This window comes from Pseudomonas sp. W4I3, assembly GCF_030816195.1.
Taxonomy (GTDB): domain Bacteria; phylum Pseudomonadota; class Gammaproteobacteria; order Pseudomonadales; family Pseudomonadaceae; genus Aquipseudomonas.
Genome location: NZ_JAUSXS010000001.1, coordinates 3,726,960 through 3,751,660, shown reverse-complemented (window position 1 = coordinate 3,751,660; position 24,701 = coordinate 3,726,960). Strand labels below are relative to the sequence as shown.

The following is a 24,701-nucleotide window of genomic DNA, read 5'->3' as shown; positions in this document are numbered from 1 at the left end:
GCGAGAAACCCCATGCTGACCGGTAGCTATTCCACCTCCCTCGTCGTGATTTCCCTGTGTGTCGCGATCCTGGCGTCCTACACCGCGCTGGACCTCGCCGGCCGCATCACCACCGCCAAGGGACGCACGGCTTATCTGTGGATCGCCGGCGGTGCCGTCGCCATGGGGGTGGGCGTATGGTCCATGCATTTCATCGGCATGCTGGCCCTGCGCCTGCCGTTTGCCCTCGGCTTCGACCTGGACATTACCGCGCTGTCATTGTTGATCGCCGTGCTCTCCAGCGGTTTTGCGTTATGGCTGGTCAGCCAGCCGCGCCTGCCGGCTTGGCAGCTGGCATTCGGCGCGTTGATCATGGGCGCGGGCATCGCCAGCATGCACTACACCGGCATGGCCGCAATGCGCATGACGCCGGGCATCGATTACGACCCAACGCTGTTCGGCGCGTCCTTGTTGATCGCGGTGGTGGCTTCCGGCGCGGCGCTGTGGATCGCCTTCAATCTGCGCCGCAACACACCCTACGTGCGCCTGGCGCGGGGCGGCGCGGCGGTGGTAATGGGCGTGGCGATTGTCGGGATGCACTACACCGGTATGGCCGCCGCGCGTTTTGCCGATGACAGCTTCTGCGCTGCCGCACTCACGGGCTTGAGCGGCAAGGGCCTGGATAACCTGGTACTGGTGACTTCGCTGGCCGTGCTGGTCATTGCCCTGTTGACCTCTCTGCTCGACGCCCGCCTGGAGGCGCGCACCGCCGTGCTGGCCGACTCCCTGACCCTGGCCAATCAGGAACTGACCCACCTGGCCCTGCATGACATGCTCACCGGCCTGCCTAACCGCACCTTGCTGGCGGACCGTATTCAACAGGGCATCCAGGCGGTTAAAGAGGAGGGCGGTTGCTTCGCGCTGATGTTTATCGACCTGGATGGCTTCAAGCCGGTCAACGATGCCTTCGGTCACCACATGGGCGACCAGTTGCTGCGCGAGGTCGGCCTGCGCCTGCGCGAGGACCTGCGCAGCCATGACACCTTGGCCCGCATCGGTGGGGACGAATTCGTGTTGATGGTGCAACTGACCCAGCCGGACGATGCCATGGGCCTGGCCGAACGCCAGGTCAGCCTGATCAACCGCGCGTTCACGGTCGCCGAGCATGAGCTGACCATCTCCGCCAGCATTGGTATCGCGATATTCCCGGGCAACGGCCACACCCCCCAGGAGCTGTTGATGAATGCCGATGCGGCGATGTACCACGCCAAGGGCATGGGCAAGAACGGCTACCGGTTCTTCGATGTGTCGATGAACACCAACGCGCGCAAACAGCTGCAATTGTTGCAGGACCTGCGCAACGCCCTCGACCACCAGCAGTTTCGCCTGCATTACCAGCCCAAGTTCGACGCGATCAGCGGTATCGCGGTGGGGGCGGAGGCGTTGCTGCGCTGGCAGCACCCCCAGCAAGGCCTGTTGCTGCCGGCCGTGTTCATTGAACTCGCGGAAAAAACCGGGTTGATCATTTCCATCGGCGAATGGGTGCTCAATGAAGCCTGCCGCCAGATGAGTGTCTGGTACGCCGAGGGTTATGAGCACTGGCGCATTGCGGTGAACCTGTCGGCGCTGCAGTTCTGCCACGCCGGGTTGGTCGACAGCGTGGCCGCAGCCCTGGACCGGCACCAGCTGCCGGCCAACAGCCTGACCCTGGAGATTACCGAAACCACGGCGATGAGTGATGCCGACGCGAGCATGACCGTATTGCAACGGCTGTCGGACATGGGCGTCGACCTGTCCATCGACGACTTCGGCACCGGCTACTCCAGCCTGATGTACCTCAAGCGCCTGCCGGCCAATGAGCTGAAGATCGACCGTGGCTTTGTGCGCGACCTGGAGCACGACAGCGACGACGCCGCCATCGTGTCGGCCATCGTTGCGCTGGGCCAGGCCCTGGGGCTGCGGATTGTCGCCGAAGGCGTGGAAACCGATGCGCAGCAGCGCTTTCTCACGCGCCTTGGCTGTAACGCCCTGCAGGGCTACCTGCTGGGCCATCCGTTGCCGGCCGACGGGTTCATGGCCGATATCCAACGCGCCCAGGACGTACAGGTGCCTGACAACAACGCTGTGTGACGGGTATTCTTCAACTCAATCCTAAACATCAGGTTGAGTCAGGAGACTGCACATGGACAGAGTCGTCATCATTACCGGCGGCAGCCGCGGGATCGGCGCCGAGACCGCGTTGCTCGCCGCGCGTCAGGGCTATCGCATCTGCATCAACTACCAGTCCGACGAAAACGCAGCCCATGCTGTACTGGACCAGGTCCGCGCCCTGGGCGCACAAGCGATTGCGGTGCGCGCCGACGTGAGCATCGAAGATGAGGTGATCGCGCTGTTCAACCGTGTCGATGCCGAACTGGGCCGCGTCACGGCGTTGGTGAATAACGCGGGCACCGTCGGGCAGAAGTCGCGGGTCGATGAAATGTCTGAATTCCGCGTGCTGAAAATCCTCAAGACCAACGTGCTTGGCCCGATCCTGTGCGCCAAGCATGCGCTGCTGCGCATGTCGCCCAGGCATGGCGGGCAGGGCGGTAGTATCGTCAACGTCTCGTCGGTGGCGGCGCGCCTTGGCTCGCCGGGTGAATATGTGGACTATGCGGCCTCCAAGGGCGCGCTCGATACGTTCACCCTTGGTCTGTCCAAGGAAGTGGCGGGCGAGGGCATTCGCGTCAACGCGGTTCGCCCTGGCTATATTTTTACCGACTTCCATGCCCTCAGCGGCGACCCGGATCGGGTCAGCAAGCTCGAATCCGGTATTCCCATGGCCCGAGGCGGGCGTCCGGATGAAGTGGCTGAGGCGATTATCTGGTTGTTGTCGGACAAATCTTCGTACGCCACCGGCACGTTCATCGATTTGGGTGGCGGGCGCTGATCGCGCTTTCCCTCACCCCACGCATGCCCACTGTAGGAGCGAGCTTGCTCGCGAAAAACGTCCAGCCAACGCGTTCATCCTGAATAAACGCGCAGGCCCGGAGTTCTTCGCGAGCAAGCTGTTGTGGCTCAATATTTATGGACCATGATGTAGGAGTATCAACCTAAGGAAGCGTCATGGGATTTCGGATCGTTACAGCCGAAGAAAAAGCCGAAGCGATTCGTCTGGTCGTTGAGTTGAACTACTCAGTACCTAAGGCGTGCGAGCAAACGGGTGTGGGGCCGACGGCGCTGCGACGCTGGGTTTCGCGATGGCGCAAGGAGCAGGTAGGAGCAGCGCAAACGACGCGTCCTCAGGATCAGGATCTCATTGATTCGCTGCAGGCCAGGTTGGCGTTGCTGGAAGCCGAGAACGATGTCCTAAAAAAGCAGTTGCCCTCTCATCTAAAGGTGCTGTTTGGCCGAAGAAAATGATTGAGGGCGCCACAAAAAAGCTGTCGGTGCGACGTCTATGCCGCTTGCTGGGCGTGCCTCGCAGCAGCTATTACGCGATGCGCCAGCCCAAACCTGAGCGCAGAATTGAGCCCCAACTGGAAAAGAAAATCCGGCTATTACACCGAGAGCATCGCGGAGCGCTGGGCAGTCGTGGGTTTACAAAAGTCCTGAAAACACAGGGCGTAGTGGTCGGGCGCCATCGTATGCGCAGCTTGATGAAGAGTTTGGGCCTGGTGAGACGTCGGGCCCAGTATGCGCACTATCGGCGAGCCACCAAAGTGTCCAACATCGCGCCCAATGTACTGGAGCGACGCTTTAATCCGGAACAACCCAACACGTTCTGGGCGGGAGATATTACCTATATCCGTGTCGGTGGCAGTTGGTTGTATCTAGCCATTGTGATGGATCTTTTTTCGCGCAGAATCGTTGGTTGGGCATTTTCAAGGACGGCTGATACCGAGCTTTCATTGCAGGCTTTACGACTTGCTGTGGGGCTGCGTCGACCTTCCCCCGAGCTGGTGTTTCACTCGGACCAGGGATGCCAATACACAGCTGAGCGCTTCGTCAGCTACTTGGCTGAAAAGCAGATCGTGCAGAGCATGAGTAGGCGCGGGAACTGTTGGGACAATGCGGTTGTGGAGCGCTATTTCAGATCGCAAAAACACGATTGGTCACCTGAAAATGGTTACTCAACTCACTTCGAAGCAGAGCGGGACGTGATGGACTTCATTGCTCATTATAACCATCGACGCTGTCACTCTGCCTCGAACAACCTGCCGCCAGCCATTTTTGAAAAGCTGGCGGCCTAATACTCCTACAGAGTGGTCCAAAAAAACTGGACCGCTACAAGCTCGCTCCTACAAAGAGCCTTGTCATTGCGCCACTCAAAACGAGCGCACGATCCGCCCTAGCGTCTCCATCGCCTGCTCCGACGCGTCGGTCCACGGGCTGCCGTAATTCAAGCGGATGCAGTTACGAAAGCGCCGGGTCGCCGAAAAGATCGGCCCCGGTGCGATGCTGATGCCTTGCGCCAGGGCCATTTGAAACACCTTCAATGAATCGGTGTGCTCCGGCAATTCCAGCCACAGGAAATACCCGCCAGCCGGTTGGCTGACCCGGGTCTGCGCCGGAAAATACCGGGCGATGGCCGCGAGCATCGCGTTTTGCTGTTCTTCCAGGGCATAGCGCAGTTTGCGCAGGTGCCGGTCGTAGCCGCCATGCTGCAAGTAATCGGCAATCGCGGCCTGGGCCGGCATCGACGGGCACAGCGAGGTCATCAGCTTCAAGCGCTCGACCTTCTGCGCGAAACGGCCGGCCGCCACCCAGCCCACGCGGTAACCCGGCGCCAGGCTCTTGGCGAAGGAGCCGCAATGCATCACCAGCCCCTCGGTGTCGAACGCCTTGGCCGGTTTCGGCGCATGCTGGCCGTAATACAGCTCGGCATACACGTCATCTTCGATCAGCGGTACCTGGTGGCTGCGCAGCAATTGCACCAGCGCCTGCTTTTTTTCTTCCGGCACGGTGGCGCCCATCGGGTTCTGGAAGCTGGTCATGCTCCAGCAGGCCTTGATGGGGTAACGCGCAAGGCTTTGCTCCAGGGCGTTGAGGTCGATGCCGTCGCGTGGGTGCACCGGGATTTCCACGGCCTTGAGCTTCAAGCGCTCCAACACTTGCAGGCAGGCATAAAACGCCGGGGCTTCAATCGCCACCAGGTCGCCCGGCTCGGTGACGGCCTGCAGGCACAGGTTCAGCGCTTCCAGGGCGCCGTTGGTGATCAGCAGTTCTTCCATCGGCAGCATCAGGCCGCCGACCATGTAGCGCAGCGCAATCTGGCGGCGCAGATGCGGGTTGCCGGGGGACATGTCGGTGACCACCAGGCGCGGGTCCATTTCGCGGCTGGCACTGGCCATTGAGCGGGCCAGGCGCGGCAGCGGAAACAGCATCGGGCTGGGGAAGGCCGAGCCAAAGGGCACGGTGTTCGGGTCTTTGATCGAATCCAGCACCGAAAACACCAGCTCGCTCACATCGACTTCCGTGGACTCATGCACCTGCTCGCTCACCACCGGCTCGGAAAACGGGCTGGGCGCATGGACATTGACGAAGTAGCCCGAACGCGGTCGCGCGCGAATCAGGCCACGCCGCTCCAGCAGGTAATACGCCTGGAACACCGTGGACGGGCTGACGCCGTAGGTCTGGCTGGCATAGCGCACCGAAGGGACGCGCTGACCTGGGCCAAGGACGCCGGAGCGGATCAGTTCTGCGATGTCGTCGGCGAATTTTTCGTAGCGTTTCATGGGGGCCTGGTTATTTGCTTAAAGGGTCAGCGATTCAATGGCGCGACAAAACGGCTGTCGGCAGCGCTGTAGATCCAAGGCTCATCCACATCCGTGACCTTGAAGCGCAGGGTCTGTGAACTGCTCGCCGGAGTGTCCGCCAGCAGCGCCACCGACACCGGCACATCGCTGATTTCTCCCGGTGCCAGGCTGAGCTGGGTCTTGCCTTGCAACTGGAAGCCCTCGGCGTCCACCAGCTCCAGGCGATAATCCTGGCGCTGCTGGGTCTTGTTGATGACCTTGAGGCTGTAAATGTTTTCGATCAAGCCCTGGCTGTTCTCGCGGAACATGCCGCGGTCCTTGGTCACGTCCAGCGACACCATCGGCCGCTCGACCAAGGCCACCACCAGCGCGGCGATCATCGCCAGCAGCACGGCACTGTAGCCGATCAGGCGCGGTCGTAGCAGCCGAGTCTTGCCACCTTGCAGTTGGTGCTCGCTGGTATAGCTGACCAGGCCGCGGGCATAACCCATTTTGTCCATGATCGAATCGCAGGCGTCGATGCACGCCGCACAGCCGATGCATTCCATTTGCAGGCCATCGCGGATGTCGATGCCGGTGGGGCACACCTGCACGCACAGCTGGCAGTCGATGCAATCGCCCAGGCCTGCGTCTGCCGGCTTCACATCGCGCTTTCGCGCGCCACGGCGTTCGCCACGGGCGGTGTCATAGGCGATGGTCAGGGTGTCTTTATCGAACATCACGCTTTGAAAGCGCGCATAGGGGCACATGTGCATGCACACCGCTTCGCGCAGCCAGCCGGCATTGAGGTAGGTCGCCGCGGTGAAGAACAACACCCAGAACAGACTGACGCCGCCCAGTTGCCAGGTCAGCAGTTCAGCGGCCAACGGGCGGATGGGGGTGAAGTAGCCGACGAAGGTCAGGCCGGTGAGCACGCTGATTCCCAGCCACAGGGTGTGCTTGGCCGAGCGCCGTGCCAGCTTGTTCAGGCTCCAGGGCGCGGCGTGCAGCTTGATGCGCTGGTGACGCTCGCCTTCGGTGAATTTTTCGCACCACATGAACAGCCAGGTGAACGCGCTTTGCGGGCAGGTATAGCCGCACCACACGCGGCCGGCGAATACCGTGATGGCAAACAGGCCGAAGGCGCAGATGATCAACAAGGCCGACAGCAGGATGAAGTCCTGGGGCCAGAAGGTTGCGCCAAATATGTGGAATTTGTTCTCGGCCAGATCCCACAGCACGGCCTGGCGCCCGCCCCAGTTCAGCCACACGGTGCCGAAAAACGCCAGGAACAGAACGCCCGCACCGCTCATGCGCAAGGTGCGGAACAGGCCGGTGAAGCTGCGGGTATGGATCAGGTCGTCGGTGGATCTGGCCTTCACCTTCTTTGGGTGGATGGGCTCAAAGGTTTCCACGGTGGGGATTCGTTCGCTCATGGTCATTCGCTCATCAGCCTCCATCAGGCGAACGAACTATGCCCGGCGCTCTGTTTGCATAACAGATTCAGGTGGTGGGATAAAAAGCGGATCAGATGGGCGAGGCCGGATGAAAAATGTGGGAGGGGGCTTGCTCCCGATAGCGCTGTTTCAGTTGATAAATCAGCTGACTGAGCCACCGCTATCGGGAGCAAGCCCCCTCCCACAAGAGATCCTCATGGATTGATACAGATCAATTAAATTACCGAACCAGGGGTGTCGGATTTTACATGTTCACGCCCGTCGTGAGCCCCCGCGACGGTCAGTGCGTCGGCCTCGGCTTCAGTGATGTAGATCCGCTCGGCCGCCAATTCGACGTACGACATGGCCTTATCGATGTCGGTCTCGACCTTGACACGGGTGGCCGGCACGCTCTGTTCCTGGCCATTGTCGTTGAGCGTGAAATAACACAGTTGGTTGTCGATACGGATGGGCATACCAGTGTCCTTTTCATAGGCTGTGATCGTTTGGGGCCACGGAGGCGTTAGGGTTCCACGCAACTGACTGACGGTCGCCGCTGTCCACCTTCTATCAATAATCATAAAAGGGCAGCATCCATGGACGCTTGGCTACACGAAGCGTGGCAAACCCTGCAGGCGGAATTTGCCGATATCGGCGACGCCAAACAGCTCACCCAGATGACCGTGCGCCTGCTGATGGCCGCGGTACTCGGCGGCATCCTGGGTTTTGAACGCGAAAGCAAAGGCAAGGCTGCCGGGGTGCGCACGCATATGCTGGTGGCGTTAGGCGCCGCGCTGTTTGTGATGGTGCCGCAGATGTCCGGCAATCAGGCCGACGCCATGAGCCGGGTGGTGCAGGGCGTGATTGCCGGCATCGGCTTTCTGGGCGCCGGCACCATCATCAAAGGCAAGGATGATGACGCCGGCCACGTCAAGGGACTGACCACCGCAGCGGGTTTATGGATGACCGCTGCGATTGGGGTCTCGGCCGGTTTGGGCCGGGAATCGACAGCGGTATTGAGTACGTTGCTGGCCCTGGCGGTGTTCAGCGTGATGCCGAAAATCGTCAAGCGTTTCGAGAAGGACTGACGATCACCGGCGGCATGGTGGTCGGCGGTTCCTGTACCGGTGGCGGTTCATTCTCCGGCGGTTCCTGCTCCGGGACTGGCGCAGGCTCGGTGGGGGGCAAGGTCGGGTTGTCGATATTCGGGTCCGGCGTTTCAGCCGGGATGGGGATAGTCATCGGTGTGGCCTCCTTTGTGCTTTGCTCTAGCTCTAACGGTGGACAGCCAGCGCAGGGAATTGATTCCCCGCCCGGTGGCGCATATCCGCCTGAACTTTTGACTCAAGCCCAGGCTCGGACCTAATACGGGTCTGCGCTTCAAGCGCGCTGCCATCACCGAATTCGGATCAAGCACAGAGCGTCCACTGGGCGTAAGGGGAATAGGCTCGATGACTGCTGAAACACGGGTACCAGAACACGCTTCGTTGCCGTTGTCCCAAGCACTGCTGTTACCCAGAATCGCGATTGAAAGCACTATGCCTGTGATCGACGGCGGTGAGTTTGCCGTCAAGGCAGTGGTCGGTCAGCGCGTCAACGTGACCAGTAAAGTGTTCGCCGATGGCCACGACAAGCTGGCGGTACTGGTGCGCTGGCGCCCGCTTGGGCAGGAACACTGGCACAGCGTGGTGATGACTGATGTGGGCAATAACGGCTGGGAAGGCGCATTTACCGTCACGGCCCAAGGGCCCCATGAGTTTTGCATCGAGGCCTGGATCGATACCTTCGCCAGCTTCTGCTATGAATTGCGCAAAAAACACGAAGCCGGGGTGCCCGTCAGCCTGGAACTGCAGGAAGGCCGCAGCCTGGTGCTGCAGGCTGCCGAGCGCAGTGACAACGAACTGCGCGACCGCCTGATGCTGCTGCACCACGAACTCTCCGGCCTGCTGGAAACCGAGCAGGTCGCGCAGTTTCTGCACGAAGACAGTGCACACCTGATGACCCAGGCCGACCACCGCGCCTATTTGAGCGTCAGCACCGTCTACCCGATTGACGTGGAACGCGAGCGCGCCCAGTTCGCCAGCTGGTACGAGCTGTTTCCCCGCTCGATTACCGACGATCCGGCCCGCCATGGCACGTTCAACGATGTGCACTCACGCCTGTCGATGATCCATGACATGGGCTTTGACGTGCTGTACTTCCCGCCGATCCATCCGATCGGTCGCAGCCACCGCAAGGGCAAGAACAACTCGCTGACCGCAGGCCCGGATGATCCCGGCAGCCCCTACGCGATTGGCAGCGAGGAGGGCGGGCACGAGGCGATCCACCCGCAACTGGGCAGCCGCGATGACTTCCGTCGCCTGGTCAAGGCGGCCGCCGACCACGGCCTGGAAATCGCCCTGGACTTTGCCATCCAGTGCTCCCAGGACCACCCGTGGCTCAAGCAGCATCCGGGCTGGTTCAACTGGCGCCCGGACGGCACGATCAAATATGCGGAGAACCCGCCGAAGAAGTACCAGGACATCGTCAACGTCGACTTTTATGCGGCAGATGCGATCCCCAGCCTGTGGGTCGAGTTGCGCGACGTCGTGGTGGGTTGGGTGCAAGAGGGCGTGAAGACCTTTCGCGTCGATAACCCCCACACCAAGCCGCTGCCGTTCTGGCAATGGTTGATCAGCGACGTGCGTGCCCAATACCCGGACGTAATCTTCCTGGCCGAAGCCTTTACCACCCCGGCGATGATGGCGCGCTTGGGTAAAGTCGGTTACTCGCAGAGCTACACCTATTTCACCTGGCGCAACACCAAGGCCGAGCTGAGTGAGTATTTCGCCCAGTTGAATCAGTCGCCGTGGCGCGAATGCTACCGCCCGAATTTCTTCGTCAATACGCCGGATATCAACCCAGCCTTTCTGCATGAGTCCGGTCGCGCGGGGTTTCTGATTCGCGCCGCGCTGGCCACCATGGGCTCGGGGCTGTGGGGCATGTACTCGGGCTTCGAGCTGTGCGAGTCCGCACCGGTGCCGGGCAAAGAGGAATACCTGGACTCGGAAAAATACGAAATTCGCCCACGCGATTTCACCGCGCCCGGCAACATCATTGCCGAGATCGCCCAGCTCAACCGCATCCGCCGGCAGAACCCGGCGTTGCAGACGCATTTGGGGCTCAAGCTCTACAACGCCTGGAACGACAACATCCTGTACTTCGGCAAGCGCAGCGAGGACGGCAGCAATTTCGTGCTGGTGGCCGTCAACCTCGACCCGCACAACGCCCAGGAAGCGCACTTCGAATTGCCGCTATGGGAGATGGGCTTGCCGGACGACGCCCAGACCCAGGGCGAAGACTTGATGAATGGCCATCGCTGGACCTGGTATGGCAAGACCCAATGGACGCGGCTGGAGCCGCAAATGCCGTTTGGGATCTGGCGGATTACCGCTTCCTGAACCCAGTGGAGATCAAAATGTGGGAGGGGGCTTGCTCCCGATGGCGGTGTTTCAGTTGATAAATCAGGTGACTGATCCACCGCTATCGGGAGCAAGCCCCCTCCCACATTGATCGCATTCCGTCTGCAGAATTTCAGCGTTCCAGGAGTTTCCAATGGCGAAAAAACCCAAGCCAGCCACCTTTATCAAAGACCCGCTCTGGTACAAGGACGCGGTGATTTACCAGGTGCACGTCAAATCCTATTTCGACTCCAACAACGACGGCATTGGTGACTTTCCCGGGCTGATCGCCAAGCTCGACTACATTGCCGACCTCGGCGTGAACACCATCTGGCTGCTGCCGTTCTACCCTTCGCCACGCCGCGACGACGGCTACGACATCGCCGAATACCGTGGCGTGCACAGTGACTACGGGACCATGGCCGACGCCAGGCGCTTCATTGCCGAGGCGCACACACGCGGGCTGCGGGTGATCACCGAGCTTGTGATCAACCACACCTCCGACCAGCACCCCTGGTTCCAGCGTGCGCGCAAGGCCAAACCGGGATCGGCGGCGCGAGACTTCTATGTCTGGTCGGATGACGACCAGAAATACGACGGTACGCGGATCATCTTCCTCGACACCGAGAAGTCCAACTGGACCTGGGACCCGGTGGCCGGCCAGTATTTCTGGCACCGCTTTTATTCGCACCAGCCCGACCTCAACTTCGACAACCCGCAGGTGATGAAAGCGGTGCTGTCGGTGATGCGCTATTGGCTCGACCTGGGCATCGACGGTCTGCGCCTGGATGCGATTCCCTACCTGATCGAACGTGACGGCACCAACAACGAGAACCTTGCCGAAACCCACGACGTGCTCAAGCAGATCCGCGCCGAAATCGACGCGCATTACCCGGACCGCATGCTGCTGGCCGAGGCCAACCAATGGCCGGAAGACACGCAACTCTACTTCGGCGACCGCAAAGGCGACGACGGCGATGAATGCCATATGGCTTTCCACTTCCCGTTGATGCCGCGCATGTACATGGCCCTGGCCCAGGAAGATCGCTTCCCGATCACCGATATCCTGCGCCAGACACCGGAAATCCCGGCCAATTGCCAGTGGGCGATCTTCCTGCGCAACCACGATGAACTGACCCTGGAAATGGTCACCGACAAAGAGCGCGACTACCTGTGGAACTACTACGCCGCCGATCGCCGCGCGCGCATCAACCTGGGCATTCGGCGGCGCCTGGCGCCGTTGATGGAACGTGATCGGCGCCGCGTGGAATTGCTCAATAGCCTGCTGCTGTCGATGCCCGGCACGCCGACCCTCTACTACGGTGACGAAATCGGCATGGGCGACAATATTTATTTGGGCGACCGCGACGGCGTGCGCACGCCGATGCAGTGGTCCATCGACCGCAATGGCGGTTTCTCCCGCGCCGACCCGGCCAGCCTGGTATTGCCGCCGATCATGGACGCGCAATACGGCTATCAGTCGGTCAACGTCGAGACCCAGGCCCAGGACCCGCATTCCCTGCTGAACTGGACAAGGCGCATGCTCGCGGTACGCAAGCAATCCAAGGCGTTTGGCCGTGGCAGCTTGAAGATGCTGTCGCCGGCCAACCGTCGCATCCTGGCGTATACCCGCGAATACACCGGGGAGGACGGCCGCACTGAAATCATCCTGTGCGTGGCCAACGTGTCGCGCAGCGCCCAGGCCGCAGAGCTGGACCTGTCGGGCTTCGCCGGCATGGTGCCGGTGGAGATGCTGGGCGGTAACGCGTTCCCACCGATCGGCCAGCTCAATTTCCTGCTGACCCTGGCGCCCTATGGCTTTTATTGGTTTGTGCTGGCTGCGGAAAACCAGATGCCCAGCTGGCATGTGGAACCGGCCCAGAGCATTCCTGACTTCACGACATTGGTGTTGAAAAAACGTATGGAAGAATTATTGGAAGAACCCTGTCGCACGACCCTTGAACACACTTCGCTGCCGGCCTGGCTGCCCAAGCGTCGCTGGTTCGCTGGTAAGGACGCTACCATTGAAAGTGTGCGTATCGCCTATGGCGTGCGCTTCGGCGACGCGCAGCACCCGGTGCTGCTCAGCGAAATCGACGTCACCAGCGCAGGCCAGACCAGCCGTTACCAGCTGCCATTCGGTTTCCTCGGCGAAGACCAACTCACCACGGCCTTGCCCCAGCAACTGGCAATGGCTCGCGTACGCCGTAGCCGCCAGGTGGGGTTGGTCACCGACGCGTTCAGCCTCGAGCCTTTCGTGCGCGCGGTGATCCAGAGCCTGCAGGCTGGCACCGTACTCAACTGCAGCGAGGGTGACCTGCGCTTCGAGGCAACGCCGCATCTGGCCGCCCTGCAACTGACGGACGAAGCCGCGGTGCGCTACCTGTCTGCCGAGCAGTCCAACAGTTCGGTGGTAGTGGGCGAGAGCCTGGTGCTCAAGCTGATCCGCAAAGTCAGCACCGGGGTGCACCCGGAGCTGGAAATGAGCGCCTACCTCACCGAAGCCGCCTACCCGAATATTTCTCCGCTGATGGGCTCGATGAGCCGGCGCGATGCACAAGGCGAGGACAACCTGTTGATGATCGCCCAGGGCTACCTGAGCAATCAGGGCGACGCCTGGAGCTGGACCCAGAACAACCTTGAGCGCGCGATCCGCGACGAGCTGGCCGAAGCGATTTCCGAACAGGAGCAGCATTACAACGCGCTGGGCGAACTGGCCGACTTTGCCGGCCTGCTCGGCCAGCGTCTGGGTGAGATGCACGTGGTGTTGGGCGCGCCCACCCAGAACAAGGACTTCAAGCCCGAAATCACCACGACGAAGGACACCCAGGCCTGGGCCAAGGACGTGGGGGCGCAAATCCAACGGGCCTTGCAGTTGCTCAAACTAAATCAAAGCCAGTTGAACCCCGCCGATCAGGCGCTGGTCAGTGAACTACTGGCGCAGGAAAAAGCCATCGGCGCGCATGTTCAGGCGTTGGCGAAAGCCACGCAGGGTGGATTGCGGATTCGCGTCCACGGTGACTTGCACCTGGGCCAGGTATTGGTGGTCAAGGGCGACGCCTATTTGATCGACTTTGAAGGCGAGCCGGCGCGCCCGCTGCATGAACGGCGCGGCAAGCACAGCCCGTACAAGGATGTGAGCGGTGTGTTGCGCTCCTTCGACTACGCGGCGGCCATGGCCTTGAATGTGCAAGCGGTTGACCATTCGCCGCAAGCGCAGGCCGCACGTCGACGCGTGACCGAGCGTTACCTGAGTGAAGCCCGCCAGGCATTTACCCAGGCTTATCAGGCAGCGACGGCTACACTGGCGCATGACTGGCAGGATGCCAACGGCCAGGACGCTGCGCTGACGTTGTTCAGCCTGGAGAAGGCCGCGTATGAAGTGGCCTACGAAGCGGAAAATCGCCCGAGCTGGTTGCCGGTGCCCTTGCAAGGGCTGCACGGTTTACTCAGCGGGCTTACACCTGAATCGAAAACTGCACGCGGTGGGGAGACGTCATGAGTTTTACGCATAAAGAACCGCTGCAGCCCAAGTTGACTGCAATGCCGGCGTCCAAGGACGTCGACGCGCTGGTGCGCGCCGAGCACCACGATCCATTCTCGATCCTTGGGCCGCACGACGATGAGCAGGGCGGGCAATTCATCCGCGCGTTCCTGCCCGAAGCCTTGAGCGTCCAGGTACTGGCACGTGACGGTGGCGAGCCGATCGGCAGCCTCGACGCCACCCAGGTGCCGGGACTGTTCGTTGGGCACTTCAGCACACGCCAGGACTACCTGCTGAAGATTCAGTGGGCCGGCGGCGAGCAGATTACCGAAGACCCGTACAGCTTCAGCCAATTGCTGCTCGGTGAAATGGACCTGTACCTGTTTGCCGAAGGCAACCACCGTGACCTGGGCAACTGCCTGGGCGCTCAGGTGACCACGGTGGACGGTGTGCAGGGCGTGCGCTTTGCCGTCTGGGCACCGAATGCCCGACGGGTCTCGGTGGTGGGCGACTTCAACATCTGGGACGGTCGCCGGCATCCGATGCGCTTGCGCCATCCGTCGGGCGTGTGGGAGATCTTTATTCCGCGCCTGCAACCGGGCGCGGCGTACAAGTACGAAATTCTCGGCGCCCACGGCATCCTGCCGCTCAAGGCCGACCCGGTGGCGCTGGCCACCCAACTGCCGCCGGACACCGCTTCGAAGGTTGCCGCGCCGTTGCAGGTGGACTGGCAGGACCATGAGTGGATGCAGGCGCGCGGTGACAAGCAGAAATCCACCGCGCCGCTGTCGATTTATGAGTTGCACGTCGGTTCCTGGCAATGCGAACTCGACGAGGCCGGCGAAGTGGCGCGTCAGTACGGTTGGCGCGAACTGGCCGAGCGCCTGATTCCTTACGTACAGCAACTGGGCTTCACGCATATCGAGCTGATGCCGATCATGGAGCACCCCTTCGGCGGTTCCTGGGGCTATCAAGCCTTGTCGCAGTTCGCGCCGAGTGCACGCTTTGGCTCGCCGGAAGATTTCGCGTATTTCGTCAACGCCTGCCATCAGGCCGATATCGGCGTGATCCTCGACTGGGTACCGGCGCATTTCCCGACCGACACCCACGGCTTGGCGCAATTCGACGGTACCGCGTTGTACGAGTACGCCAACCCGCTGGAAGGTTTTCACCAGGATTGGGACACGCTGATCTACAACCTGGGCCGCACTGAAGTGCACGGTTTCATGCTCGCCTCGGCGTTGCACTGGCTCAAGCACTTCCACATCGACGGCCTGCGCGTGGATGCGGTGGCGTCGATGCTGTACCGCGACTACTCGCGCAAAGCCGGCGAGTGGGTGCCCAACCGCCACGGTGGCCGCGAGAACCTGGAAGCCATCGAGTTTCTGCGCCACTTGAACGACGTGGTTGCCCTGGAAGCGCCGGGCGCCCTGGTGATCGCCGAGGAATCCACGGCGTGGCCGGGCGTCAGCCAAAGCACCCAGCAAGGTGGCCTGGGCTTTAACTACAAGTGGAACATGGGCTGGATGCATGACTCGCTGCATTACATCCAGCAAGACCCGGTGTACCGCGCCCATCACCACAACGAGCTGAGTTTCGGCCTGGTGTACGCCTGGTCCGAGCGGTTTATCCTGCCGATTTCCCACGATGAAGTGGTGCACGGCAAGCACTCGCTGATCGACAAGATGCCCGGTGACCGCTGGCAGAAATTCGCCAACCTGCGCGCCTACCTGAGTTTCATGTGGATGCACCCGGGCAAGAAGCTGTTGTTCATGGGTTGCGAGTTCGGCCAATGGCGAGAATGGAACCACGACCAGCAATTGGACTGGTATCTGCTGCAATACCCCGAGCACCGTGGGGTGCAGAAGCTGGTGGGCGACTTGAACCGGCTGTACCGCGAAGAACCGGCGCTGCACGAGCAGGATGATGCGCCTCAGGGCTTCCAGTGGTTGATTGGCGACGACGCGATCAACAGCGTCTATGCCTGGCTGCGCTGGAGCAAGGACGGCAAGCCGGTGCTGGTGGTCGCCAACTTCACCCCGGTGCCGCGTGAGGCGTACGCCGTCGGCGTACCGTTTGCCGGGCGCTGGAGCGAAGTGATCAACAGTGACGCCGACATGTATGCCGGGTCCAACTACGGTAATGGCGGCGCGGTGCAGACTCTGGATGAACCGCGCCACGGGCAGCCGGTGTCGCTGTCGTTGAACCTGCCACCCTTGGGTGTGCTGATTCTGCGGCCTGAAGAGGGTTAAAACGCTTTAGCGAGCCGCCGGCTGTTGTCCACGCTACTGGCAGGGTGCCACAATGGCGCCTTTGTCGGCAGCCAGGCAGGCGACGCGCATGAACAGCCTTGGGCAAGACCCAGACCGCGTTATCGAAGAGCAGGTGCGAACCGACCGTTTGCACCAGCTGTTTCGTCAGTCGTTTCCGGCCATCTTTGGCAGCTATTTGGGCGCGGTCATGCTCTGCTGGCTGTGCTGGGACCGCTTCGATCACTCGACCATCCTCATATGGCTGGTGCTGCTGGCCGGCTCGTCGCTGCTGCGCTTGCAGCTGTTCGTTGAATGGTTTCGCTGCCCGGACACTGAACGAACCCCCGCACGCTGGGAACGTCGCTATTGGCTGACGCTGATGCTGTCGGCCGGCATCTGGGGGAGCGGGGCGCTGGCGGTGATGCCGGTCGATGACCGCGTGTCCCAGGTGCTGGTCATGCTGTTCGCCGTGGGCATGTCGGTCAGCGCGGTGTCCTGCTATTCGGCCTATCGCTACATGTCGCTGGGTTCCATGTACCTGGTGCTGTTGCCCTGTACCCTGTGGCTGCTGTTCCAGCCGTCACCGATGCAGGTGGGGGTGGCGCTGGCGGTATTGGTGTTCTCCTCCTTTGTGGTGGGCGCCACGCGCAAACTTTCCGATGCACTGGAAAAAGCCTTTCGCCTGACCCGGCAAATGGAGCGCGCTCACGCTATTTCAACCCGCGCCGCGCAGACCGATGAGCTGACCGGCCTGATGAACCGCCGTGCGTTTTTCGAGCGCGCCCAGCTGCTGCACGCCCAGTGCCGTCGCGAGCAGCAGCCGCTGTGCGCGCTGATGCTGGACATGGATCACTTCAAAAGCATCAATGACACCTACGGCCATCAAACTGGCGATCAGGTATTGCGCCAGATTGGCAGCGTGATCAGCGCAGGCTTTCGTCAGGTGGATGTGTACGGTCGACTGGGAGGCGAGGAGTTCGCGATCCTGCTGCCCAACACGTCGCTGGAGACCGCGCGCAGCCTCGCAGCGCAACTGGTCCAGACCATCAGCGACCTGAAGGCCGGCCCGGTACAGGGGCTGAGCGCCAGCCTGGGGTTGGCGTCGACCCATGGCCAGGCGCTGGATCTGTACGTGTTGATGGACAGCGCCGACCAGGCGCTGTATCAGGCCAAGGCGCGTGGCCGCAATCAGGTGGCCGTGGCGGGCTGATCCTTGGTCATGGCCTTGGCCAATGCGCGGGCGACCTGTTCGGCGGAGTAGGGCTTGGCGAGGAACTCAAAGCCTTCATAGCCGCTGTCCGCCAATTCTTCGCTGTAACCCGACACAAGTACCACCGGCAGGTCCGCACGGCGCTGGCGCAGCAGCTTGGCCATGGCGACACCGGTCATTCCCGGCATTACCACATCCGAGAAAACCGCATCGAAGGCCTCGGCGTCTTTGCCGGCCAGCGTGAGCGCCTGCTCGGCGTTGGTGGCCCACGTGGTCTGGTAACCCAGATCCTTGAGGATCTGGCTGGCGAAGCGTCCCACCTCCAGGTTGTCCTCCACGATCAGGACATGCAATTGGGCAACATCCAACGGTGCTGGAAGATCCTGGTGTTCTTCCTGCTGCGGCGCGGCTTCGCCTTCCACTTGCGGCAGGTACAGGGTGAACACCGTGCCTTGTCCGAGGGTACTGACCACATCGATATTGCCGCCCGATTGCTTGGCAAAGCCAAATACCTGCGACAAGCCAAGCCCGGTGCCCTTGCCGACGGCCTTGGTGGTGAAGAAGGGTTCGAAAATGCGCTCGTAAGTATCGCCGGAAATCCCGATGCCGGTGTCGGCCAGTGCAACGCTGATGTAGGGCAGGTGCGACCCGTCATCCCCACGGATGCGCGGCAGTGGCTGCTGCGCGGCAACCTTGATGCTCAGGGTGCCCTGGCCGTCCATCGCGTCGCGGGCATTGAGGGCGATGTTGATCAAGGCGGTTTCGAACTGACTGGGGTCGATGCGCGCATAGCAGGGCAGGTCGGGCAATTGCACCTGCACGTGAATGCGCGCGCCGGTGACGCTCTCGAGCATGTCGCCGATGTTCTGCACACGTTGGCTGACATCGAAGACCTGCGGATTCAACGGCTGACGGCGGGCAAAGGCGAGCAGTTGGCTGGTGAGCTTGCTGGCCCGTTCGACGGTGTCGGACACCGCGCCCATGTAGCGTTGCCGGCGCTCTTCCGAAAGCCCCGGCTGGCGCAGGAAGTCCACGGATGAGCGGATGATCGTCAGCAGGTTATTGAAATCGTGGGCGACGCCGCCGGTGAGTTGGCCGATGGCCTCGAGCTTTTGCGACTGGCGCAGCGCGGCTTCCGCCTGGGCGAGGGCGCGGGTGCGCTCTTCCACGCGTTGTTCCAGGGTTGCATTGAGCTCCGTATACGCCGCCAGGCCTTCACGCACCGCGGCATCGGCACGTACGCGTTCGATATGCGCCCAGGAGCGTTCGGTGACTTCGCCCAACAGTGCCAGGTCATAGGAGGACCAGTAGCGGGGCTGCTTGTCGTGCACGGCCATCAGCGCGGTGAGACGTCCGTCCTTGATCAGGGGCATGCAAATGGTCGCGGTGACACCGAGTGCCTGGAAGCTTGCAGCTTCTTGGGCCGGCAATTCGAGCAGGTTATTGCACACCACCAACGGCTCGCCGGCGCGCAGGCATTTCACCGCGCGCTCACCGAATGCGGCCAGGCTGTAATGGCCGATGATGCTCGGCGAGCCTTGCGCCGACCAGTCGCCGCGAATGGTAAACCCGTCCTGATCGTCTTCCATGTCGGCGTACGCGCAAATCGACACCTGCAGGTGCTCGGCAACCAAACGGGTGGTCGAGGTCATGATGGCTTCGGCGTCGGTGGCGGTGGCGACGCTATTGCCAATGGCATCCAGGACTTCCAGGCGCCGCGCAAGGAAGACCGTGGCGGTGGTTTCGGTCACGGTATCGAGCAGCCCGACCACGCCACCTTGCGCATCCCGGATCGGGCTGTAGCAAAAAGTGAAATACGCTTGCTCAGGTGCTTCGTTACGCTGGATCAACAGCGGGAAGTTTTCGATATAGGTGGCATGCCCGGCGAAAGCCGTGTCGGCGATAGGGCGGATGTCATCCCAGACCTCATGCCACACCTCGTTGAACGGACGGCCCAAGGCGTCGGGCTTGTTGCCCAGGATCGGCACGAATGCATCGTTGTAGAGCGTGATCAACTGCGGCCCCCAGACAATGGCCTGGGGGAAGCTGGAGGCGAAGCACAGCGCAACGGTTGTCTTCAACACGTCGGGCCAGTGCTCCAGCGGACCGAGGGGCGTATTGGCCCAATCATGCCGACGAACCCGGTCCGCCATTTCGCTGCTATCTTGCAGCCAGTTCATCATTGGGTTCACACCTTGTTCGCTACGCGTTCTTACGCCTTGAAGAGGTCAGACTGACAAGCAACAGACCGGAATGACCCTGATCGGTTCAGCGCGATTATCGCCTAGATAGCACTTTGATTTCATCGTTCATTTGGCGGGACGAGGGGCTGCCGGCCTGGGCCGGCGCCCACCTTTATTGTGTGCCGAAGAGCCCCGTCCAATAGATGCCCGCATCGCTCTTGGGGTCCATCGCGTAGGCCGCGCCCAGCTCACGAAATTGCGGGTTCATCAGGTTGGCGCAGTGGCCGGGGCTGGCGAGCCAACCGTCGAGTACCTTGCGCGGGGTATCGAGGCCGGCGGCGATGTTCTCGCCGATGTTCTTGGCGATGTACCCGGCCAGCTCGGCGCGGTCGCCGGGGGTGCGCCCGTCGTGGTCCAGGTGATCGAAAAAGTTGCCGTTGGCCATGTTGCGGGTATGGCTGTTGGCGGCACCGGCCAGGTCGTCGTTCCACGACAGTGGCGTGGTCGCCGTGAACGCTTCGGTGCCGCACTGGCGCTGCTGGGCGCGGGCGGCGTTGATCAGGTCGAGCAGTTTGCGGCCTTCGGTCTGCCAGTCGCCCAGGCCGCTGGTCAGCAGCGGGCGGGCGAGCACGATGCGCCAGTCCTGGCCGCTGTTGCTGACGCCGATATCGACGAACTGCGGATCCAGTACCACGCGACAGAAGCTTTCACGCACCGCTTTCATGGCGGCCTCGGCATCCTTGGGCCCGGACAGGCTGATAGCCTGCACGTTGACCATGGGGTACGCGGCCCGCGCGAGCGACTGCTGCAAATCCCCCGCATTGGAGGCCGGCAGCACCAGCCGTGCATCATTGCTCAGCGGCGGCAATTCTTGGGAACCCTGGTCGCCGCAGCGCTGAACCTGGCTGCGGTATTGGTTGATCTGTTGTACCAACTGACTTTCTTCATTCGCCATCGCGCTGGCGCAGAACACCGTACTGGCGGCCAGCGTCGTAAGACCCATCATCAATGACAGAACGCGCATGGACGTTACCCTTGAGCTTGAAAGTGCCCATGATGCGCGATCCAGGTGCATGCATGCACCCGTTGGTCCGAACTTTTTTGCGCGATTGTAGGGTGTGGGCTGGTGAGAACCCGGTTACACGGCGCGCAACAGGTACAATCGCTGCTGCCTTGACGTAGAAAACCAGGAATGTGCATGTACAGCCTTACCCGCTACACCACGCCGTGCCCCGAACCGGTCAACAGCCAGATCCTGCAAATGGTGGTCGACAACCTCACCGACATCAGCAGCGTGGCGTTGGCGCCCAGTAATCTGCTCTACAACATTTACCAGTACGCCATCGGTTATGAGGTGCACCTGTACCTGGAGGCACTGAACGGATCGAAGGGCATCGCCGTTGAGCTGGTGGTGGCGATGCAGGACGAGACGGTGGTTGGCTTCTGCCTGTATCTGCCGGTGAAGGATGACCCCCAAGCCTGTGGCGTGGCGTTCATGGCCGTGCACGCGGGGTTCAGGCGCCAGGGCGTGGCCCGGGCGATGCTGGGCGACGTGCTCGCGCGCTATCCCCATGCGGAGCTGGCATGCTCGGTGGAGAAGGTTCGGGCGTTCGAAGCCATGGGCTTCAAGGTACGTGGCGCGCGCGGCACCCAGGTGCTGATGAATACGCGGGACTACGGCACCGATGGCTTGATGGGTGTGCTGGACGTCGCGGCTATCTACAGCTCGTTGGAAGTGCGGCAGATTCATACCTACCTGCTGCAAAAGCACGGTAAGCGGGCGATGGTGGACGCCGAAAAACAGCGCGACCGGCATCTGGATCAACTGACCCGCAAGGTGCAGCGCTTTGTAGACGCACGCTTGGCCTGAGAACCGGTGACACTGTGGGAGAGGGAAAGCCCTAATGCCTGTAGGAGCGAGCTTGCTCGCGAAAAACGCCCAGGCAACGCGTTCATTCTGGATAGGCGCGGGGGGCCTGAGTTTCTTCGCGAGCAAGCTCGCTCCTACACATCGACTCGCCGCGCTTGACCATCGCCAGGATGGTTTCCAGCAACTCCTGCTGGGCTTCTTCGCGGCTGATTTCCTCGCTGGCTGCTGCGTGAGACAAGGCCTCGGCCGCCCCCAGCATGGCGCGCAGTCCCGCCTGGGAAAGCCTGCCACCCAATGCGAACGGCGCAAGGGCATCGCGGCATTTGTCGAGGAAAATCGCTTCGTACTTGCGCTTGAGCGCTTCCAGCTCCGGCGAGCCACTGAGTGCCGCCGTCACCCCCGGGATCTCACGCCCCTGCAGCAACACGCAATCCACATAGGACTCAGCGATCACCCACGCGCGCGCTTCAAGCGTCGCGCTACTGGCTTCGATGGCGTCGACAAACACTTGGTTCTGGCGCCCGTCAAAGTCTTCATACAGCGCAGCCAACAAGCCCGAACGGGTGACGAAATGATCGTAGACCACCGGTTTCGTTACCCCGGCCAGCTCCGCCAGGCGGCCCAGGGTCAGGGCGTCGGTGCCTTCTTCGCGCACCAGTTGCCAGGCTGTCTCCAATAATTGTTGCAGGCGTTCCTCGCGGGAAAGGCGCCGACGTGGGGCAGGGGATTGTTCGCTTGACATGCTTATATACCAAAAGTAACTTAAAGGCGTTAACTTACTAAAAGTAGCTTAAGCCTAAAAGGAGTCAATGTCATGCATGCACTCATCGTTGTGGCTCATCACGACCCGCAATCCCTTACCCGCAGCGTGGCCGAGCACGTCGGCGCCGGCCTGGACGCCTGCGGTCACACGTTTGAACTTGCGGACCTTGCGGCCGAAGGCTTCGACCCACGCTACACCGCCGCCGATCACTGCGTACACCGAAACCGCGAAACGCCGCCAGCGGATGTGCTGGCCGAACAGGCACGCATCGAGCGCGCCGATGCCTTGGTATTGGTGTTTCCGATCTACTGGTGGTCGATGCCGGCGCTGCTCAAGGGCTGGATCGACCGCGTTTTCGTCAACGGCTGGGCAATCGATTACGGCCCTGATACGCCGGTGACCAAGAAGTTGCGGCACCTCAAGGTGCATCTGCTGGCCTTGGGCGGCGCCGATGCGGGCGCCTTTGACCGGCACGGTTATGCCACGGCCATGCGCACGCAGATCGATTACGGGATCTTTGACTACTGCGGAGCGCAGGTGCTGACCTCAGAGCTGTTGCTGGAGTCGGAAAGCGAGACTGCCCAGACGCATCTGCACAGGGCCAGGGCGGTGGGGCAGGGCCTGTTCGAGCGCGAGACGGTTGCAGGATGAGTCAAGCGTCGCGAAACAGGTCGTGGGCATCCAGCAAGCGGTAGGCAATCTCCGGTTGTTTCTCCAGGCCACGCCGGATCGCCGCCGGAATCGACTGGCGGGTCTTGCGACAAAGACCGGGAAATTCGTCGATGACGATCTGGATGCCGCGCATGCTCTTGACCTCGGTGTGGCCCGGCGCAATATGCAGGCGGATGCCCAGTTGGTCGTACATCCGCTGCTGCATATGCTCCAGGTCCTGCAGGCTCTTGAGGTTTTCCAGGCGCTCGAGCAGGCGTTTTTCTTCCTGGCGTGTCAGGTTGAGAATGCGCAGGTCGGCGCCGGGCGCCTCCAGCAATCGTTCACGCTCGCAATCACACACGCCGGGCGGGCAGGGTTGGCGAATGGTCATGTGCATGCCCTCCCGTAACCGGCGCTGGTGCCTTAGTTAATAGCTGAGCGTGACGCCGAGGCTGCCCAGGGCCTTCCAGTACCCCGGGTACGTCTTGGCCACGCAATCCGGGTCTTGAATGCGGATGCCCGAGATCTTCAGCCCGGCCAGGGCAAAGCACATGGCGATGCGGTGGTCGGCGTGGGTATCGATCAATGCGTTGCACGCCGTGCCGGCCAGCGCCGGGTCGGCCGCCACCAGCAGATCGTCGCCCTCGATGGTCGCCAGGCCCGGACGGATTTCGTTGAGGCCGTCGTGCAACGCCTGCACGCGGTCACATTCCTTGACCCGCAGGTTGGCCAGTTCAGTGAAACGCACCGGGGTATTGTTGAAGGCGGCGAGCACCGCCAGGGTCGGAATGGCGTCCTGCATCTGCGAGCCCACCACCGTGGCCTGCATGTTCGGGAACTGGGCGATCACCGCCTGGGCCTTGGCGTCCGGCTGGGTGAAGTCCTGGGCGGCGACACCGATGTCGATGCGGCCCCCGGTCAATACCTCCGCGGCCCACAGGTAGGTGGCTGCGGAGGCATCGGGTTCGATCAGGTAATCATGGGCGGTGTAACCGGTGGGGGCCACGCGCCAGGTGGTGTCGTCGACGGCTTGCACTTGGGCGCCGAAGGCGCGCATGCAGTCGAGCGTCAGGTCTACATAGCCACGGGCGCCGATGTCCTTGCCGGTCAAGGCGACTTCAATTGGAGCCTCGCCGCATGCCGCGAGCATCAGCAGCGCCGAGACGTACTGGCTGGACAAGCCGCCATCGATCTCGAAACGCTTGGCCTGGACCTTGCCCACGCCGTGCACGGTCACCGGTGGGCAGCCGGTCGGGCTGTCGACCCGGATGCCATTCTGGCCAAGGGTGGCGAGCAGCGGCCCGATCGGGCGCTTTTGCATGTAATCGTCGCCGTCCAGCACCACGGTGCCCTGCACGGTGGCCACGGCGGCGGTGAGAAAGCGCATGGCGGTGCCGGCATTGCCGAGGAACAGCGGCTGCGCCGGCAATCGCAGTTTGCCTTGGCCGGTGACCACGAAGGTGGTGTCGTCCGGCTCGTCGATGGTCACGCCCATCTGCCGCAGGGCTACTGACATATGACGGGTGTCGTCGCTCTTGAGCGCGCCGCTCAAGCGGCTGGTGCCCTTGGCCAGGGCCGCCAGCAGCAGGGCGCGGTTGGTAATGGATTTGGAGCCGGGAGGCGCGACCTTGCCATTGAGAGGAAAGTTGGGCGGTGTAACGGTCACGGTTTTCTGCGAACTCAAGGGACAAGGCTCCTGATCAAGGCGAGGTGGCG

The 24,701-nt window shown here is 61.9% G+C and carries 19 protein-coding genes; 10 read left to right on the top strand and 9 right to left on the bottom strand.

The genetic code is table 11. The features are described 5' to 3' along the window. Positions 1-12: 12 nt before the first annotated feature. From QF045_RS17095 to QF045_RS17085, 3 genes are all read left to right on the top strand, one after another. A complete protein-coding gene (locus tag QF045_RS17095; protein ID WP_306493256.1) occupies positions 13-2,109 on the top strand; it encodes a bifunctional diguanylate cyclase/phosphodiesterase in 2,097 nt (698 codons plus the stop codon). 52 nt (positions 2,110-2,161) lie between these two features. After that, positions 2,162-2,908: an SDR family oxidoreductase gene (locus tag QF045_RS17090; RefSeq protein WP_306493255.1), complete on the top strand. Its 747-nt coding sequence runs from the start codon at positions 2,162-2,164 to the stop codon at positions 2,906-2,908. Positions 2,909-3,084: 176 nt separating this feature from the next. Continuing rightward, positions 3,085-4,211 (top strand): IS3 family transposase gene (locus tag QF045_RS17085; RefSeq protein WP_306492585.1). Its coding sequence is split into 2 segments (ribosomal slippage): positions 3,085-3,337 and positions 3,337-4,211, totalling 1,128 coding nucleotides; the frame shifts between segments, so codons are not numbered across the junction. A 75-nt stretch (positions 4,212-4,286) separates the two neighbouring features. Here the strand turns inward: QF045_RS17085 and mapR are convergent. The 3 genes from mapR to QF045_RS17070 form a co-directional block, all read right to left on the bottom strand. Further along, entirely contained in the window at positions 4,287-5,696 is a 1,410-nt protein-coding gene (gene mapR / locus QF045_RS17080) for a GntR family transcriptional regulator MpaR (protein ID WP_306493254.1), read from the bottom strand. Between the two features lie 26 nt (positions 5,697-5,722). After that, the gene (ccoG, locus tag QF045_RS17075; RefSeq protein WP_306493253.1) at positions 5,723-7,132 is read right to left on the bottom strand and encodes a cytochrome c oxidase accessory protein CcoG; all 1,410 of its coding nucleotides are present in this window, start codon (positions 7,130-7,132) and stop codon (positions 5,723-5,725) included. A gap of 236 nt (positions 7,133-7,368) precedes the next feature. Then, the gene (locus QF045_RS17070) at positions 7,369-7,608 is read right to left on the bottom strand and encodes a DUF3203 family protein (RefSeq protein WP_306493252.1); all 240 of its coding nucleotides are present in this window, start codon (positions 7,606-7,608) and stop codon (positions 7,369-7,371) included. A gap of 120 nt (positions 7,609-7,728) precedes the next feature. Between QF045_RS17070 and QF045_RS17065 the strand changes: the two genes are divergently transcribed. Continuing rightward, the gene (locus tag QF045_RS17065) at positions 7,729-8,220 is read left to right on the top strand and encodes an MgtC/SapB family protein (RefSeq protein WP_306493251.1); all 492 of its coding nucleotides are present in this window, start codon (positions 7,729-7,731) and stop codon (positions 8,218-8,220) included. On the opposite strand, the gene QF045_RS17060 is transcribed toward QF045_RS17065, so the two are convergent. After that, positions 8,198-8,374: a hypothetical protein gene (locus tag QF045_RS17060; RefSeq protein ID WP_163003436.1), complete on the bottom strand. Its 177-nt coding sequence runs from the start codon at positions 8,372-8,374 to the stop codon at positions 8,198-8,200. The two genes, QF045_RS17065 and QF045_RS17060, sit on opposite strands and share 23 nt — an antisense overlap. 209 nt (positions 8,375-8,583) lie before the next feature. On the opposite strand from QF045_RS17060, the gene QF045_RS17055 reads away from it, so the two are divergent. The 4 genes from QF045_RS17055 to QF045_RS17040 all read left to right on the top strand — a co-directional run bounded on the left by QF045_RS17055 (position 8,584) and on the right by QF045_RS17040 (position 17,518). Next, the gene (locus tag QF045_RS17055) at positions 8,584-10,572 is read left to right on the top strand and encodes an alpha-1,4-glucan--maltose-1-phosphate maltosyltransferase (RefSeq protein ID WP_306493250.1); all 1,989 of its coding nucleotides are present in this window, start codon (positions 8,584-8,586) and stop codon (positions 10,570-10,572) included. Between the two features lie 154 nt (positions 10,573-10,726). Further along, the gene (gene treS / locus QF045_RS17050) at positions 10,727-14,074 is read left to right on the top strand and encodes a maltose alpha-D-glucosyltransferase (protein ID WP_306493249.1); all 3,348 of its coding nucleotides are present in this window, start codon (positions 10,727-10,729) and stop codon (positions 14,072-14,074) included. Next, positions 14,071-16,308: a 1,4-alpha-glucan branching protein GlgB gene (glgB, locus tag QF045_RS17045; protein ID WP_306493248.1), complete on the top strand. Its 2,238-nt coding sequence runs from the start codon at positions 14,071-14,073 to the stop codon at positions 16,306-16,308. Before treS ends, glgB begins: the two co-directional genes overlap by 4 nt. Before the next feature lie 52 nt (positions 16,309-16,360). Further along, complete coding sequence (locus QF045_RS17040) at positions 16,361-17,518, top strand: diguanylate cyclase (RefSeq protein ID WP_306493247.1); 1,158 nt, start codon at positions 16,361-16,363, stop codon at positions 17,516-17,518. Here QF045_RS17040 and QF045_RS17035 read toward each other — a convergent pair. Both QF045_RS17035 and QF045_RS17030 read right to left on the bottom strand, forming a co-directional pair. Further along, positions 17,497-19,701: a GAF domain-containing protein gene (locus tag QF045_RS17035; protein ID WP_306493246.1), complete on the bottom strand. Its 2,205-nt coding sequence runs from the start codon at positions 19,699-19,701 to the stop codon at positions 17,497-17,499. The two genes, QF045_RS17040 and QF045_RS17035, sit on opposite strands and share 22 nt — an antisense overlap. 172 nt (positions 19,702-19,873) lie before the next feature. Continuing rightward, positions 19,874-20,725, bottom strand: a complete 852-nt coding sequence (locus QF045_RS17030) for a CAP domain-containing protein (RefSeq protein ID WP_306493245.1) — start codon at positions 20,723-20,725, stop codon at positions 19,874-19,876. A 174-nt stretch (positions 20,726-20,899) separates the two neighbouring features. On the opposite strand from QF045_RS17030, the gene QF045_RS17025 reads away from it, so the two are divergent. Continuing rightward, on the top strand, positions 20,900-21,571 hold the full coding sequence (locus tag QF045_RS17025; RefSeq protein ID WP_306493244.1) for a GNAT family N-acetyltransferase: 672 nt from the start codon (positions 20,900-20,902) through the stop codon (positions 21,569-21,571). Positions 21,572-21,653: 82 nt separating this feature from the next. Here QF045_RS17025 and QF045_RS17020 read toward each other — a convergent pair whose 3' ends face one another. Further along, positions 21,654-22,313, bottom strand: coding sequence for a TetR/AcrR family transcriptional regulator (locus QF045_RS17020; RefSeq protein ID WP_306493243.1), 660 nt, complete (start codon positions 22,311-22,313; stop codon positions 21,654-21,656). 72 nt (positions 22,314-22,385) lie between these two features. On the opposite strand from QF045_RS17020, the gene QF045_RS17015 reads away from it, so the two are divergent. After that, positions 22,386-22,985, top strand: a complete 600-nt coding sequence (locus QF045_RS17015) for an NAD(P)H-dependent oxidoreductase (RefSeq protein ID WP_306493242.1) — start codon at positions 22,386-22,388, stop codon at positions 22,983-22,985. A 1-nt stretch (position 22,986) separates the two neighbouring features. Here QF045_RS17015 and QF045_RS17010 read toward each other — a convergent pair whose 3' ends face one another. Both QF045_RS17010 and aroA read right to left on the bottom strand, forming a co-directional pair. Continuing rightward, positions 22,987-23,376 (bottom strand): hypothetical protein, encoded by a 390-nt coding sequence (locus QF045_RS17010; protein WP_306493241.1) that lies wholly within the window; start codon positions 23,374-23,376, stop codon positions 22,987-22,989. Positions 23,377-23,412: 36 nt separating this feature from the next. Then, positions 23,413-24,669 carry a 3-phosphoshikimate 1-carboxyvinyltransferase gene (aroA, locus tag QF045_RS17005; protein WP_306493240.1) on the bottom strand — a complete coding sequence of 419 codons (1,257 nt, stop codon included), beginning with the start codon at positions 24,667-24,669 and terminating at the stop codon, positions 23,413-23,415. Positions 24,670-24,701: the final 32 nt, after the last annotated feature.

What these genes read in the sequence shown, in the direction of transcription:
- QF045_RS17090 (WP_306493255.1), top strand. Translation starts at nt 2,162, where the DNA reads ATGGACAGAGTCGTCATCATTACCGGCGGCAGCCGCGGGATCGGCGCC.
- QF045_RS17015 (WP_306493242.1), top strand. Translation starts at nt 22,386, where the DNA reads ATGCATGCACTCATCGTTGTGGCTCATCACGACCCGCAATCCCTTACC.
- QF045_RS17065 (WP_306493251.1), top strand. Translation starts at nt 7,729, where the DNA reads ATGGACGCTTGGCTACACGAAGCGTGGCAAACCCTGCAGGCGGAATTT.
- QF045_RS17025 (WP_306493244.1), top strand. Translation starts at nt 20,900, where the DNA reads ATGTACAGCCTTACCCGCTACACCACGCCGTGCCCCGAACCGGTCAAC.
- QF045_RS17040 (WP_306493247.1), top strand. Translation starts at nt 16,361, where the DNA reads ATGGCGCCTTTGTCGGCAGCCAGGCAGGCGACGCGCATGAACAGCCTT.
- treS (WP_306493249.1), top strand. Translation starts at nt 10,727, where the DNA reads ATGGCGAAAAAACCCAAGCCAGCCACCTTTATCAAAGACCCGCTCTGG.
- mapR (WP_306493254.1), bottom strand. Translation starts at nt 5,696, where the DNA reads ATGAAACGCTACGAAAAATTCGCCGACGACATCGCAGAACTGATCCGC.
- QF045_RS17055 (WP_306493250.1), top strand. Translation starts at nt 8,584, where the DNA reads ATGACTGCTGAAACACGGGTACCAGAACACGCTTCGTTGCCGTTGTCC.
- QF045_RS17035 (WP_306493246.1), bottom strand. Translation starts at nt 19,701, where the DNA reads ATGATGAACTGGCTGCAAGATAGCAGCGAAATGGCGGACCGGGTTCGT.
- QF045_RS17030 (WP_306493245.1), bottom strand. Translation starts at nt 20,725, where the DNA reads ATGCGCGTTCTGTCATTGATGATGGGTCTTACGACGCTGGCCGCCAGT.
- ccoG (WP_306493253.1), bottom strand. Translation starts at nt 7,132, where the DNA reads ATGAGCGAACGAATCCCCACCGTGGAAACCTTTGAGCCCATCCACCCA.
- QF045_RS17020 (WP_306493243.1), bottom strand. Translation starts at nt 22,313, where the DNA reads ATGTCAAGCGAACAATCCCCTGCCCCACGTCGGCGCCTTTCCCGCGAG.
- QF045_RS17060 (WP_163003436.1), bottom strand. Translation starts at nt 8,374, where the DNA reads ATGACTATCCCCATCCCGGCTGAAACGCCGGACCCGAATATCGACAAC.
- QF045_RS17095 (WP_306493256.1), top strand. Translation starts at nt 13, where the DNA reads ATGCTGACCGGTAGCTATTCCACCTCCCTCGTCGTGATTTCCCTGTGT.
- glgB (WP_306493248.1), top strand. Translation starts at nt 14,071, where the DNA reads ATGAGTTTTACGCATAAAGAACCGCTGCAGCCCAAGTTGACTGCAATG.
- QF045_RS17010 (WP_306493241.1), bottom strand. Translation starts at nt 23,376, where the DNA reads ATGACCATTCGCCAACCCTGCCCGCCCGGCGTGTGTGATTGCGAGCGT.
- QF045_RS17070 (WP_306493252.1), bottom strand. Translation starts at nt 7,608, where the DNA reads ATGCCCATCCGTATCGACAACCAACTGTGTTATTTCACGCTCAACGAC.